We start from the raw sequence: 13039 nt of genomic DNA, 5'->3' as shown, positions 1-13039 counted from the left end.
TTCAGGGACGATCGGAACGGTCCGCCAGCAGCAGGCCGGCGGTATTGCTCAGGATGCGGTCGTTGTTGATCATCAACGGCGCCGACCACAGGTCGCGCAGGTGGCGCCCGAGGCTGAATGGCGTGCCGTGCTTGTAGCCTGCCATGCCGCACACCAGCATGGCCTGCTGCACCACCTGCAGCGCCATGGTCGACACCGCGGTCTTCAGGCCGTTCATCTCCGCGGCCAGCGCGAACGCACCCTGGGTGGACTGGCCGCTGCGCCGCTGGCGCTGGTGCGCCAGTGCCATCTCCAGGCGGCCTTCCATCATCTGCAGCAGGCTGACCGCCTCGGCCACGCGCGCGGCCGAGGGCGGCAGCGCGCCGGGACGCGCGCGCGCCTGGCCCTGGAAGAAGCCCTTGGCGCGCTGCAGCGCATCGCCGGCAATGCCGATCCACATCGCGCTCCACAGCATGTGCGAGACCGGCGTCATGGTCAGGTCGGCGATCTCGCCGAAGGGCACCGGCAGGATCTGTTCGACGTGTCCGGCCGCTTCCACGCGGAAGCCGTTGCTGCAGGTACCGCGCATGCCCAGCGTATCCCACGCGTTCAGGCTCTGCAGCGTGTAATCCGGCTTGAGCGCGCACACCAGCACCTGGTCCGAGGGGGCGGCGTCGGCGTGACGCCGCGCCGTGACCAGGATGCCGTCGGCATGGGCGCCGTAGGAGATCGTGGTGGCCATCTTGAGCAGGCGGAAGCGCTCGTTCTCGGCGTTGACCGCGCAGCCGCTGTTGCGCAGCGCGCCGCCGATCGCTTCCTCGGAAGTCGCCGAGGCCAGCAGCAGCTGCTCGCCCGCCAGCCGCGCCAGCAGCGCCTCGTGCCAGGGGCTGCCGGCGCCGTGCTCGAGGATGCAGGCCACCTGGATCTGGTGCATGGCGTAGATCATGCCGGTGGACGAACAGGCCGCGCCGAGGATGCGGCAGATGGCAGCAATCGTCTCCAGCGAAGCCCCGGGGCCGCCGAAGGCGGGCGGCACCATCGCGCCCAGCAGGCCATGCGTGCGCAGCACGGCAAAGGCATCGTGCGGAAAGGAGGCATCGCGATCGACCTGCTCGACGTGCCTGGCGGCTTCGGCCGCCGCGGCATGTGCCGCGCTGAGCAGGGCGGAGGCCGGCGCGGACTCGCCGCCGACCTGCGCCAGTTCGTCCTTGGCAATGGGTGCGTTCATGCTGCCTCCTGCTCTTGCTTGAGCTGCTCGACGGCGGCGGCCAGCGAATCGATGCTGCGGAACAGCTGCCGGGTCAGCATGCGGTCGGGGATCTCGATATCGAACGCGTTCTCGATGGCGAGCATGACGTGGACCGTGGCAAGCGAGGAGAGACCGGCCTCGTAGAGGTCCGACTTGTCCTCGAGGGAGTCGAGCGGCACGTCCAGTCGGGCCACTTCGCCTAGGATGCTGCGGATCGTTGCCTTCATTGCTGACCTCCTGGTGGAATCCCGTGTCTTATTGAACCTACCGGAGCCGCACCCATCGGTGTGCTGCCGCACCAAGGCGGCACGCCAGGGCCGGCCGCCGCTCAGAACACCTCCGAGCCCGTCCAGCCGTGCAGCGCGGTGCGCAGGATGATGAGCAGGTCCAGCCGGAACGACCAGTGCTGGATGTAGTAGATGTCGAACTCGATGCGCCGCCGCATCTTCTCCACCGTATCGGTCTGCCCGCGCAGGCCGTTGATCTGCGCCCAGCCGGTGATGCCGGGCTTGACGCGGTGGCGCAGCATGTAGCGGTCGATCAGCTCCTTGTACAGCTCGTTGTGCTCGATCGCATGGGGACGGGGACCGACCACCGACATGTCGCCGCGCAGCACGTTGAAGAACTGCGGCAGCTCGTCCAGGCTGGTCCGGCGCAGCATCCTGCCGATGCGCGTCACGCGCGCGTCGCCCGGCACCGCCTGCGTGACGCCGTGGTCGGCATGCAGGCGCATGGTGCGGAACTTGTAGACCTCGAAGGGGCGCCCGTCCATGCCCAGGCGCGTCTGGCAGAACAGCACCGGACCTGGCGACGTCAACTTGACCAGCAAGGCGATCAGCAGCAGCAGCGGCGACAGCCCGAGCAGTGCCGCGGCGGCGAAGACGCGGTCGAAGCCGCTCTTCAACGTGCCGGTGATGCCCGACACCGGCGGACTGTTCAGGTCGATGACCGGCAGCCCGAGGAACTCGCTGAAGCGATGGCCGAGCAGTTCGACCGACATGATGTCCGGCACCCAGCGGATGTCGACCAGGTCGTTGCGGAAATGCCGCACCACGTCGTAGAGGTCGCGGCAGGCCGCCATCGGCAGCGTCAGCCAGATCTCCCTGACGCCCTGGGCGCGCACGAAGGCGCATACGTCCTCCAGGGTATGCAAGGCTGCGACGCCGCCCGGCACCGGCCCCTGGCCCTCGTGGTAGATGCCGACCACGCGATAGCCGGTATCCCTGGCCAGCAGCACGCGCTGGAACAGCTCGTGGCCGAGCGGGCCATAGCCGATGATCACCACCCGCTTGGCGTTGATGCCGAGCTCGCGCACGCTGGCCAGCATGCGGAAGGCGATCACGCGCGTCAGCACCAGCACCCACGCCACGCTGGCGAACCAGCCGAGCGACCACAAGCGCGAGACCAGGCCGATCTGGTGCATCAGGAAGGCTGCCACCAGGCCTGCGACATAGACCAGGCTCCAGGCCGCGAGCACCCGCAGAGCGAGCACCGCCTGGCTGCGGCCGCGCCAGGAGTCATACAGGCCGAAGGCGGGAAACACCAGCAGCGTGCCGACGGCGCACAACAGCGTCAGGAAACCGTGTACCGGCGAGGCGCCGCGCAAGCCGTCAGGGAAGTACAGCGCGCCGAGCAGGATGCCGCACGTGGCCACCCAGACGCCGTCGCCGATGCGGTACAGGTAGTCCAAGGCCGTGCGGCGCTCCGCGGCAGGCGAGGTGATGGTCGCCATGATTCCATCTCCATCCCGACAGTCAGGTCCGATGGCGTCATGCTCCGGTCACGGTTGACCGGTGTCTGTGGGGCCGCGCACACAAGGCGCGCGCTCGGAAGGCGCGCGCCGGGCATGGCGAGCGCGGCGGCTTGGCGTCGGCTCAGGCGGGTGCCGCCGGCAGGGGCAGGACATCCGCCGCGAAGGCGCGCCACTCGCCGCGATGGAAGGGGCGGTCGCGGCCGGACAGGTAGACTGCGACGCTCTCCACCCAGCGGTGCGTCGCGCCGCCGAGGCCTGGCACCGGCAAGGTGTGCAACGCGGTGAAGGCCGCCAGTGCGGCGGCCAGCGGCACCACGCTGCGAGGCAGGGCGGCACGGCCGGGCCAGGCGAGGAAGACCAGACTGGCGCCGAGCCCCAGCGCCAGCCCGCCCAACACCTCGGACACGCTGTGCGCGTGCACGGCCAGGCGCGAGACGCCGATCAGCAGCGCCAGCGCAATGCCGAGCACGGTGCCGGCATGCGCCAGGCGCGGACTGGACGAAGGCGTACACAAGTAGAAGAGGACCGGCAGGGTGGCAGCGGACATCACGCTGTGGCCGGAGAAGCCGGTGAAGTCGAGCGACTCGATCCCCACGCCCCAGCCCATGAAGGCCAGTTTCGACGCCAGCGTCAGGCCCGCGGCCAGGCCGATCGCCAGCAGCCAGCGCACGGCGCTGCCCGGTGCGCGGCGATAGCAGAGCCAGAGCGCGATCAGCAGCGCGCTCGGCAGCAGGTAGGTACTCTCGCCGAAGCGGGTGACAAGGTGCCAGAAGTGCATGAAGGCGAAAAGCAGGACGCGTGAAACGAAGGCAGCGGAGCGCGTGGTGGAAGCGTGGCGCGTATGGCAATCGAAGCGGGGCCCAACATAGCACGGGAAGCGGGCCGTGCTCCGTGCGCCGGCGCCCCCTTGTGCGGGGACGCGAACGCATGACCCAGCCAGAAGAATGAGAGGCGCCGTGCCGGCGGCGGGGCAGGCCCCTCCTGACATCCGCGCCTGAACCGCCATGCTGCTTCTGGTTGATACAGGCGCCGGCGGCGATTCGCTATGTTCGATGAAGCGGCCGGGCGTGCAGTATGCCCGCCGCTTTCCAGAGCCCGCATGGTCCCCCGGTCGGCGGGCTTCTTTTTTGCCGGCGCGCCGAAGCGTGCGCAGCCGGGCGGCGCGCATCCGGCGCCGGGCAGAGGCGGACTCGCCGCAGCGGCCGCGCTGGGGACGGAAACAAAAGAAATGGGCCACGGCGTACCGGCTTGTCGCTGCCGGCTCCGCCGCGGCCACCGAGGTCCGGCGCAGCCTGGCACTGCCGCCGAAGTGCGCATGTGCGCATCGCCCTTGGCGATTGCGCTCCCGGATCGCTCCGGGTCCCCCGAACACGCGCTATCTATCGCCCCTCCAGATTCCTGCCGGTGACGTCCCGGATACCGCCTGAAGTCCAGGCTGCCGCACCCGCCGTCACCCGTCGTTGATGCTGCAATACGCGTGCAAAGCCAGCATCTGCGCACGGATCGAGTCGACCCGGAGCAAGGCTTCGCGCTCCCCCGCTTCGCGCGCTGCCAGGACGGCGGCCGACTCCGAAGCGAAGGACCTGCCGTGCAGTTCCCCGCGATACAGCAAGGGCTCATCACGCGCGGTGGCGAGCCGGACTTCGTAGCAACACGCCCATTTGCCGCGGCCCTCGCGCATGGCGAAGCCGCGCACCACGAGCACATCGAGACTGCCGTTCATGTGACCCCCTGCCACAACCCGGGCGCGCCTGCTTGTCGGGCGCTGCCTCATTGACAACCTGGAATACAGCATAGCCGCCGATGCTCCGGTCCGCCTCATCCGAGGGGTGGAGCGCCCCTCGCACAAACGGAGGAGATCGTGCCAGCGCAGGCATGCGGCGGCATGGTGCCGGCAGCGCCCGCGCCCCGCAGCGCACGGGGAAAGCACTGCCCGCCGGCCCGCACCAGATCGCTCGCCCGGCAGACGCGTTCGATCGGGGCCGGCCCGACGATGCAGCCGCCAGCGCCCAGTGCCAGCGCCAGGCGCATCAGCGCCACGTCCGGCGCCGGCAGCAGCACCAGCCAGCGCGCCGGTGCCACGCGGGCCTGCAGGGCGCGCAGCAGCACCGCCGGATCGGCGCGCGCATCGCTGCAGTCCAGCAAGGCAAAGTCCACCTTGACCTCGGGATGCCTTGCCGCGGCGGCGCCCAGCAGCCATTCGGGCTCCTGCCGCGCGACCGGGGCGATCGGGGCGATCGGGGCGACCGGCCCGGCGGGCGCCACGGCGCGCAGCCGCCGCATCAGCGTCTGGCACAGCAGGCGATTGTGGGCGAGCAGCAGGATCGTCATTGACGTGTTCTCTCGACAGGGGCCGCACCAGGGGCCGCGCCTGGCGGACGGCACGGACGGCGGTGTCGCGCCCCGCCGGCGCAGCGGGGCGATCTGTCCGAAGACTAGCAAGCGGCAGCCGCCGACGCTTCGTGCGTTTGGCCGAGAGGACTCCGACAAATGGATGAGGCAGGAGCTGGCCCGGCGCGCGCTGCCCGCCTCTGCGCGAGGCGGCGGCCGGGCCCTGCCGCCGCGGCTCAGGCCGCTTCGCGCACGCAGGACTGCGGCAGCAGCGATAGCTGCGGGCCCGGCCAGTTCAGCGTGGCGCCCCGCTGCAGGGCCACGTAGACAGCCTCACCCTTGTTACGCACCTGCAGGCGCTGGTAGAGCGTGCAGGCATGCGTCTTGGCAGTCGCCACCGAGATGTTCAGGACACGGCTGACGGTCTTGATCGGGTAGCCGCGCGCGAGCAGCACGAGGACTTCGTACTGCCGCTCGGTGATATTCAGCAGGTGCGAGCCCGACAGCGGCGTTTCGGTCTCCGTCTCGCCGCTGCCGGATGCCGATGGGCCAGCCGGCGCAGGGTGGCGGGCGGGCTCGGCGGCCGGCGCGGCCGGGGCGGTGACATGCCCCGGGAAACATTCGCCTCCCGCCAGCACGAGGTGGATCGCGGCGTCGAGGAGATCGGCGCTGCTGTGCTTGCTCAAGATGCCGCGCACGCCCTCGGGCAGTTCGCCCAGGTCCAGCCCGTCGACCGATTCGGCCAGCAGCAGCATGCGCTTCGGCTGCAAGCGCGCGACGGCCTCGAGCAGCATGGTGCCTGCGCTGGCCGACCCGGCCGGCAGGCCGAGCAGCAGCAGGTCCGCACCGCACGCATCGGCGGGGAGGGGAAGCTGCTGGTCGGGATCGATGTCGAGGATGACGTCATGCAACCGCGATTGCGCCAGCAGATGGCGCAGACCCAGGCGCAAGAGTGGATGAGGCTCGATCAACAGGATGGAAGCCATGGCCGCTCTCTTTCTTATTTGGCACGCCGGCATCGCATTGCGATATCGGGCGCGACTGGAGACGCGCCGCTATGCTGCGACTGCGCATCCCAACGGCCGGTTGCGATCCGGGATGGCGGCCCCGCCTGCGTGGTGCGGCCGTGCTGCCTCCCTCCGGGACGACTTCCGGCCCCCCCGGTGCGCCTCGACGGCGCTTTCGAACTGTTTAAATCAGATTTAAGGAAATCTAATTCTTGAGGTCAGGATAGGCATTGACCCCATCGAGTTCAAGGATTCCCGGCGGCAGAATGTTGCAGGACTGTATCCGAATGGGGCCCGGGTGCTGTCGGAATCGCCATAAAAGTGCATCATGACAGACCCAGGCAGGAACGATGCGGCAGATAAATGCGTGGAAACCTCCGGCGCCGGCGTGGCGCAAGCAGGCCTGGATCAGGCCTATGCCCGCCCATCCAGGCTTCCATGCGGATCGAAAATAATTTACATTGCACTTCAAGTGACGAAATCGACCGGATCGAAGTTGATCCTGGAAAAAAAGGTTTTGCGTCAATCACTTAGCAAAGAACCCGCCCATGTCCACCAGCCACGATGCCGCCGCCACCAAGCTCACACGCACCGAATTCGCCGTCGTGCGGGCCTATGCGCAGGGTATGCGCCCGGTGGACATCGCCAACCGCTACCTGCTCGATCCGGATGACGATGGCGAACTGACCGAACACCAGGCCATCCAGCGCATCCTCGGCCTGCGCGACCGCCTGATCCAGTTTGCATTGCAGCATGAGCGCCAGGATATCGCCGAGATGTTCGACGCGCTCAAGGGGCGATCGAACACCGGGATGGGGCGGCGGGTGGATGCCCTGTCGCAGTTGGAACGGCTCGGTCAGGGCACGCCGCGGATGGAGCATGCGGTGAGCTTGTGGTTCGGGCCCAGCCTGGCGCGGCGCCTGCACGCCGCGGGAATCGGCAGGATCGCCGACCTGGTGGCACTGGCTAACCGGCGTGGCGCGGGATGGTGGCGAGCAGTCCCGCGGATCGGCGCGCTATCCGGCGAGGTGGTCACGCGATGGCTGCTGGCACAGAAAGCCTATCTCCGCTCCGCCGGAGGAAAAGTGTCGCTTGCTCCACATATTATGCCGAATAGTGCCCATGCGGCGAGGCCACGGCTGCAGCCCTTGCCGCTGACAGCGGACATGGCGCATCCCGTGCCGCTCGAGTTCATGTTGCCGGGCCGCCCGGCCGGCGGACCGGCCGGGCATGCCGAGCCGCTGCGGCTGGTCAGGCAATGGCTGGCCCACCGCGCCCGCAGTGCCAGCACCTACCAGGGCTACCGGCGCGAATGCGAGCGCCTGCTGCTATGGTGCGCCATGGGCAGCAGGAATCTGGTCGGGCTGACAGCGGACGATATCCAGGAATACGACAGATTTCTTGCTGATCCCCAGCCAGCGGATTTCTGGCAAGGCCCGGCAGGGCCGCGCGACCGGCTGCACTGGCGCCCGTTCGAAGGCGCCTTGTCCCAGCCATCCCGGCGCGCGGCGCTGCGTATCCTGCATGCGCTCTACAGTTTCCTGTATCGGCAAGGCCACAGTGAGCGCAATCCGGTGGCCGACATGGCCGCGCCTGCCGGCAGCCCCGTGCCGGCGGCAGGTACGCGCGCGAGCGGCATGGCGGCAGCCGATGCATTGGATGCCTTCGTGCGTTGGCTGGGGCAGCCGGCGCATGGCGCAAGGCACCGGGCCGCGCATGCGGTCGCCCTGCTGATGCGCCGCAGCGGCTTGCGTGTCAGGGAGATCGCCGCATTGCGCTGGAGCCAGCTCAGCATGGAGGGCCATGCCACCTGGATCCAGATCGAGGCCCGCAATCCGCTGCGGCGACGGCGTCCGCTCGATCCGGAAACGTTCGCGGTGCTGCGTACGCACTGGCAGGATCGCGGCCTGGGCGAAGACGATATCCCCTCGCACTGCGCCCTGGTCGGGCCGTTGCAGCAGCCCGACACGCAGCGCGGCCGCACCAAGGCCCTGGCCGGCGCGCTCGCGGCCTATTCCGGCAGCGGGCTGGAGACGCTGTTGCGAGCGATGTGGGGGGAATTCGTCCGCCAGGATGGCGGCAGCACCGCCGGCGCGGCGCGGTTTACGCCGCGCGCGCTGGTCCGGGGTGGCAGGGAATGAGGGGCCTGGGGTAGGAGGCCCGGAAGGGGAACGGCTGCGTTAACCGGCGCGGACGGCGCGGGCGAAGCCGCTTTTGTCTTGGCCAGGTCCCGGCGCCATCCCGGACCTGGCACCGCTGGCGTCAGCCGGCCGTCTGGTCCAGGCCGAAGCGCGTCTTCAAGGCTTCGACCAGCGCCTCGCGGGTGCTGCGGTCGGCAATCTGCACATCGAGCATCACGCGGCCGGAATCCCACTCTTTGATGGTGCCGAGCAATTGTCCGCCGCTCGCGCGGATCTTGTACTGACGGCTGATTTCCTTGACCTTGCGCGGCTTGTTCTCCTGGGCCTGCTTGCGGATGGCCTCGACCTCGCGGCTCGACAGGCCGTCGTTCATGATGCGCACCGCCAGTTCGCGCGTACGTTCCTCTCCCGCCGTCTTGTGATACAGGGTCAGCTCGTAGCCTGCGGCGATACCGATGGCGCTGGGGCGTTCCCGCATCACGGCGAGGACGCTCTCCGGCAGCTTGAGCAAGGCCAGCGTCTTGTTGACCGTGCCAGCCGACATGCCGGTCAGTTCGCAGATCTCCTCCTCCTTCTGCACTTTGCCTTCGTCGATCAGTTGGCGCCAGGCGATGGCATTGTCGAGGGCCGACTGGTCAGAACGCTGCTCGTTGAGCAGGAAGGACAGCCGGTAGAAATCGAGGTCGCTGAGGTCATCCTCGACGAAGCACTCCATCTCGAGCTTGCCGGCCGAAGCCAGCGCGCGCTTGCGGTAGTGGCCGTCGATCAGGATGTAATGGCCGGGACGCGCGGGATCGGGCGCCGCCAGGCCGGGCGTCTTCTGCCCGTGGGTGGCAATCGAGGCCGCACGTTCCTGCACCACGGCCGGATCGTAGATGCGGCGGGCATTGAAGGGATTGTCATGCAGCTCCGTCAGCGGAATCCGTTTCAGGATCCGCCCGCCGGATTCCGTCGGCAGCGGACTTTCAGCGCTGAAAACAGCGGCGATCTCATTCGCCCTGCCCTGCAACAGGCCGTTGGGATGCTGTGCGATGGCGGCTTCCGCGCGCGCAAACCTGTCCAGGCCATCGCTGCGGCTCTTCTCGGCTGCCATTCCCGCCAGCATGCCTGCCCTCAGACTTTTCAGTTTCGTTGCCATACCCAATGCCTAATGCTCATTCAATCAAGGACAGTATTTCGTCAACCATCAGGTCGACCTCCTGCACGGACTCGCGCGCGCCCGCCACGCCATGAACGGTGCAACCGATCGCCTGGCATTCGCGGAAGGCCGAGCGGGACCCGACCATCGAATGCATCAGCGGGACGTCAGCATCGTCCCCAAGGATCTCGATGGCCTGGCGGGCAATCGATACGCGCCGCTGGACCATATTGGCCAGTACCCGGATCAGCAGCGTTTCATTCTGGACCTGGGCATGCTGGGCCAGCTTCTTGGCCGCCACCGCCGCCCATAGGTCGGGCGGCGAGGGGACCACGGGAATGATGGCCAAGTCCGAAATCAGCAGAGCGCTCGAAGGCGCGGCGGAATGGACTGCCGGCGGACAGTCGACGACGATGTAGTCGTAATCCTGGACGAATTTGCGCACCTCGCGGTGCATGGCGCCGCCGGACGGCGCCAGACCGATGACGGATGCAGGAAATGGCCGTTCGTCGCTGGCCTGTGCGGCCCAGCGGGTCGCGGTACCCTGCTCGTCCATGTCCACGAGCATCGAACGGGCGCCGCGCAAGCCCAAGGTGCCGGCCAGATGCATGCTGACCGTGGTCTTGCCGCATCCGCCTTTCTGATTAAAGACAGTGATGATCTTCGCTGCCACTGAGACCTCTCTTTCAGCGCTGAAAGTATGTTTGTCGTTAGCCGCCACTTTAGACAAAGCGGCACGATGATTCAACCACGTTATGAATTCAGATTCATAAAAAATACAGAGTTTTTTATCCGTCCTCCAGGCGAGCCTCTCACGGCCTCCCCCTGACGGGGACTTGCCTCTTTGCCCCCGTTCCGCCTAGAGTATTCTGGTGTGCGCTCTCTGGCGCACATGACACAACCAGACAAACTGGTTATGATGCCCGAGACAGTCGAGTCAAGTCGTGTCAACCTCGTCGGCTTCCGTTCGGTATCTACGAGAACTCAACGTGCTTGAACGGTTGTTTACGTCGTGTACAAGAACTTGCTTCGAAAAAGGAAATCCCTATGGCAACCGGTACGGTCAAGTGGTTCAACGAGACCAAGGGCTTTGGCTTCATTACCCCGGATGACGGTGGCGCTGATCTGTTCGCGCATTTCTCTGAAATCCAAGGCTCCGGCTTCAAGACCCTGAAAGACGGGCAACGCGTTACCTTCGAGGTCAAGCAAGGCCCGAAGGGCCTGCAGGCCTCGGGCATCAAGCCCGCCTGATCCTCGGTGCCTGGCCGGATTCCGCGCGCAAAGCCTACCCGGCCGAGCTGCGCGGATCCTGAAACGCGAAAGGCAAGCGCTTGGCGCTTGCCTTTTCTCATTTGCGGCTTCCTGAGGCGCGGGCTTCCCCGCGCGGCTCAGGAAAGCTTGCGCACGCTGGTCTTGGAAGGCTGGAGAATCAGCGCCTTCGATGAGTCCGCATCCACCTTGGCGTCCGGGTAGACCACCAGCACGTCCTTCAGTGCCTTGCGGAACAGGGCACGGAATTTCCGTTCGCTTTCGGTTTCGGTACCGAATTGCATCTGCAGAGCCTCCCACGGGATTTCCGTGCGGCGCTGGATGGTGAAAAAGCGATAGGTGAGCCAGGAATAGACATCGAGTGCGAATGGCGACTGCTTGAGCGCCTTCAGCGCCCGCATGTCGACCGGCACCGGCCGGTTCACCAGTTCGTTGAAAAACGGCTCCGACAGCACCACGAAGCTCTCGAACATCGACCCCTGCCCTGGCTGCATCGGATCCCACCAGGTCGACAGCTGGTCGGCCAGCAGGTAGCCGACGCGGTCGATCGCCAGCGGCTCGTGGCTTTGGTTCGGATTGGGGTTCGGCGTCGACTTGTTCTGGACGATGGCAATCGTGGCGGAGAACAGCCGGATCATCTGCTGGCGAACCAGCGTCATGGTGCCGCGCTTGCCTCCCGTGGCCATCGGGATGCCCAGGTTGTACATGAATTCCGACAGCGAATTCCCGAGCGAGATCCGACGGTCCTCCACTGTGCCGGTAAACTCGCCGCGCTTCTTTTTCGCCATGATCTCCTTGCCGATCCACGCCAGCATCAGGCGCGGATAGGAGCCATAGGGATAGCCGAGCGAAACGGTTTCCGACACGAGCTTCTGCCGGCCATTGCTGGCGCGTTCAGAGCGCTGCTGCGTGAAGTAACCCGGCTGGATCATCAGCGAGATATTGCCGCTGGTGCGGGTCCATACGGGGGGAGCGCCCTTGGGCGCCCGATAAGGCAGCGTGACCTGCACACTGGCACGACTCAGGAAGCCGACTTCCCCGCTTTGCCAGGCGTCTTCGCGTTCCATGGCCTGAGCTTCGTCGAACAGGCGCTGAAATTTCTCGGACGGAATCAGGCTGTTCTCGTTGCCGGGAACGATGATTCGGGGAGGCTCGCGGTCCGCATCCGGTTGCGGGCGATCCCCCGCGGTGACCGGGGAGCGTTTGATAGGCATAGGTGGCTGGCTTCGGATTACCCGCCTTTGTACTCGAAGCTATCGGCCTTGTCACGCAGAAACAGGTACAACGAGGAAATTCGTCAGAGCCCTTGGGTTGGGGGGTCTGGCTGTCTTGCTGGCTGGCATGGAGACCAGGCGGTGGGCAACCCGCGAGGGTTGTCCACGGACGGAATCCATCCACTACCGGTAGAAAGTAAGCGTATGGGTTAACTACTCGTAAACCGTATACGAGGGGCTAAGTCCCTGATTCACTTGCCCTCTCGACGCCCCGCCGAACCCGATTCTGCGCAGGGTCGAACTCGATTCTGCGAACCCTCGAACCTGATTCTGCGCCAGGCCGAACCTGTTTCAGCGCCGGGGCCGAACCGTTTTCTGCGGGGACAAGTCGGGTGACTCACAAGGTTGTCCACAGGCGGTGGACGCCCCGCGTACCCGTTTCTGCGAGCACTCCTGCGCCAGATGGCCCGGAAATGCGATTTTTTGCCGGATTCAGCCCGCAGACCGCCTGGAAATTGCCCTCTGGCTCGCGCGGCGTACCCATTTCTGCGGACTGGAAGAGGTGGTGCGTACCTGTTTCTGCGGACCGCTTCATGTATACGCGACGTATACGTTCCTGAACCTGTTTCTGCGCCGTACCTGTTTCTGCGAATGCCGTATACGTCGCCCTGTTTACGTCGGCGTACCCGTTTCTGCGTGGAAAACTCCGGACCGAGTCAGGCAAGCGTACCTGTTTCTGCGTGATTCGCTTGCATCGCGACTGTCAGGGGAAATTCTTTTTCCATTATACATAAGCTTAGTATTGAAAGCTAGTACTCACGTCATATATTTAGGTGACTGTGCGTGGGCATTGTGGAGCGTACCCAAATCTGCGCGCCATTCCTCCAGCGCGGCGTCTCGTCCGCTCGCCGCCGGTCCAGTGTTCGTGCCATGCGTACCTACTTCTGCGGACAAAAAC

Annotated in this window: 12 protein-coding genes; 2 read left to right on the top strand and 10 right to left on the bottom strand. The window is 66.3% G+C overall.

The genetic code is table 11. The annotated features are described in order from the left end of the window. Position 1 precedes the first annotated feature (1 nt). The 7 genes from BKK80_RS20135 to BKK80_RS20105 all read right to left on the bottom strand — a co-directional run bounded on the left by BKK80_RS20135 (position 2) and on the right by BKK80_RS20105 (position 6298). Positions 2 to 1207 (bottom strand): acyl-CoA dehydrogenase family protein, encoded by a 1206-nt coding sequence (locus tag BKK80_RS20135; protein ID WP_071017632.1) that lies wholly within the window; start codon positions 1205 to 1207, stop codon positions 2 to 4. Next, the gene (locus BKK80_RS20130) at positions 1204 to 1455 is read right to left on the bottom strand and encodes an acyl carrier protein (protein WP_071017634.1); all 252 of its coding nucleotides are present in this window, start codon (positions 1453 to 1455) and stop codon (positions 1204 to 1206) included. The genes BKK80_RS20135 and BKK80_RS20130 overlap by 4 nt, the downstream gene beginning before the upstream one ends. Positions 1456 to 1556: 101 nt before the next feature. Further along, positions 1557 to 2960, bottom strand: a complete 1404-nt coding sequence (locus BKK80_RS20125; RefSeq protein ID WP_071017636.1) for an undecaprenyl-phosphate glucose phosphotransferase — start codon at positions 2958 to 2960, stop codon at positions 1557 to 1559. Positions 2961 to 3102: 142 nt separating this feature from the next. Then, positions 3103 to 3759, bottom strand: a complete 657-nt coding sequence (locus BKK80_RS20120) for a phosphatase PAP2 family protein (protein WP_071017638.1) — start codon at positions 3757 to 3759, stop codon at positions 3103 to 3105. Positions 3760 to 4431: 672 nt separating this feature from the next. Beyond that, positions 4432 to 4704 (bottom strand): hypothetical protein, encoded by a 273-nt coding sequence (locus tag BKK80_RS20115; protein WP_071017640.1) that lies wholly within the window; start codon positions 4702 to 4704, stop codon positions 4432 to 4434. A gap of 95 nt (positions 4705 to 4799) precedes the next feature. Next, entirely contained in the window at positions 4800 to 5312 is a 513-nt protein-coding gene (locus BKK80_RS20110; protein WP_071070966.1) for a response regulator transcription factor, read from the bottom strand. Between the two features lie 236 nt (positions 5313 to 5548). Further along, on the bottom strand, positions 5549 to 6298 hold the full coding sequence (locus BKK80_RS20105) for a helix-turn-helix transcriptional regulator (protein WP_071017644.1): 750 nt from the start codon (positions 6296 to 6298) through the stop codon (positions 5549 to 5551). Positions 6299 to 6867: 569 nt separating this feature from the next. On the opposite strand from BKK80_RS20105, the gene BKK80_RS20100 reads away from it, so the two are divergent. Further along, positions 6868 to 8460: a phage integrase family protein gene (locus BKK80_RS20100; protein ID WP_071070964.1), complete on the top strand. Its 1593-nt coding sequence runs from the start codon at positions 6868 to 6870 to the stop codon at positions 8458 to 8460. Positions 8461 to 8581: 121 nt separating this feature from the next. Here the strand turns inward: BKK80_RS20100 and BKK80_RS20095 are convergent, their stop codons facing one another. Both BKK80_RS20095 and BKK80_RS20090 read right to left on the bottom strand, forming a co-directional pair. Next, positions 8582 to 9598: a ParB/RepB/Spo0J family partition protein gene (locus BKK80_RS20095; RefSeq protein ID WP_071017647.1), complete on the bottom strand. Its 1017-nt coding sequence runs from the start codon at positions 9596 to 9598 to the stop codon at positions 8582 to 8584. A 16-nt stretch (positions 9599 to 9614) separates the two neighbouring features. Further along, complete coding sequence (locus BKK80_RS20090; RefSeq protein WP_071017650.1) at positions 9615 to 10271, bottom strand: ParA family protein; 657 nt, start codon at positions 10269 to 10271, stop codon at positions 9615 to 9617. Positions 10272 to 10645: 374 nt separating this feature from the next. Between BKK80_RS20090 and BKK80_RS20085 the strand changes: the two genes are divergently transcribed. Beyond that, on the top strand, positions 10646 to 10849 hold the full coding sequence (locus BKK80_RS20085) for a cold-shock protein (protein ID WP_029045138.1): 204 nt from the start codon (positions 10646 to 10648) through the stop codon (positions 10847 to 10849). 137 nt (positions 10850 to 10986) lie between these two features. Here the strand turns inward: BKK80_RS20085 and BKK80_RS20080 are convergent, their stop codons facing one another. Then, positions 10987 to 12081: a replication protein RepA gene (locus BKK80_RS20080; protein WP_071017651.1), complete on the bottom strand. Its 1095-nt coding sequence runs from the start codon at positions 12079 to 12081 to the stop codon at positions 10987 to 10989. Positions 12082 to 13039 lie beyond the last annotated feature (958 nt).

This window comes from Cupriavidus malaysiensis (genome assembly GCF_001854325.1).
Lineage (GTDB): Bacteria > Pseudomonadota > Gammaproteobacteria > Burkholderiales > Burkholderiaceae > Cupriavidus > Cupriavidus malaysiensis.
Note: the sequence above shows the minus strand (reverse complement) of the source record. Positions and strands in the feature narration are given on the sequence as shown.

Excerpts from the sequence above, each read along its gene's own strand:
- BKK80_RS20135 (WP_071017632.1), bottom strand. The coding sequence starts at position 1,207 with ATGAACGCACCCATTGCCAAGGACGAACTGGCGCAGGTCGGCGGCGAG.
- BKK80_RS20130 (WP_071017634.1), bottom strand. The coding sequence starts at position 1,455 with ATGAAGGCAACGATCCGCAGCATCCTAGGCGAAGTGGCCCGACTGGAC.
- BKK80_RS20125 (WP_071017636.1), bottom strand. The coding sequence starts at position 2,960 with ATGGCGACCATCACCTCGCCTGCCGCGGAGCGCCGCACGGCCTTGGAC.
- BKK80_RS20120 (WP_071017638.1), bottom strand. The coding sequence starts at position 3,759 with ATGCACTTCTGGCACCTTGTCACCCGCTTCGGCGAGAGTACCTACCTG.
- BKK80_RS20115 (WP_071017640.1), bottom strand. The coding sequence starts at position 4,704 with ATGAACGGCAGTCTCGATGTGCTCGTGGTGCGCGGCTTCGCCATGCGC.
- BKK80_RS20110 (WP_071070966.1), bottom strand. The coding sequence starts at position 5,312 with ATGACGATCCTGCTGCTCGCCCACAATCGCCTGCTGTGCCAGACGCTG.
- BKK80_RS20105 (WP_071017644.1), bottom strand. The coding sequence starts at position 6,298 with ATGGCTTCCATCCTGTTGATCGAGCCTCATCCACTCTTGCGCCTGGGT.
- BKK80_RS20100 (WP_071070964.1), top strand. The coding sequence starts at position 6,868 with ATGTCCACCAGCCACGATGCCGCCGCCACCAAGCTCACACGCACCGAA.
- BKK80_RS20095 (WP_071017647.1), bottom strand. The coding sequence starts at position 9,598 with ATGGCAACGAAACTGAAAAGTCTGAGGGCAGGCATGCTGGCGGGAATG.
- BKK80_RS20085 (WP_029045138.1), top strand. The coding sequence starts at position 10,646 with ATGGCAACCGGTACGGTCAAGTGGTTCAACGAGACCAAGGGCTTTGGC.
- BKK80_RS20080 (WP_071017651.1), bottom strand. The coding sequence starts at position 12,081 with ATGCCTATCAAACGCTCCCCGGTCACCGCGGGGGATCGCCCGCAACCG.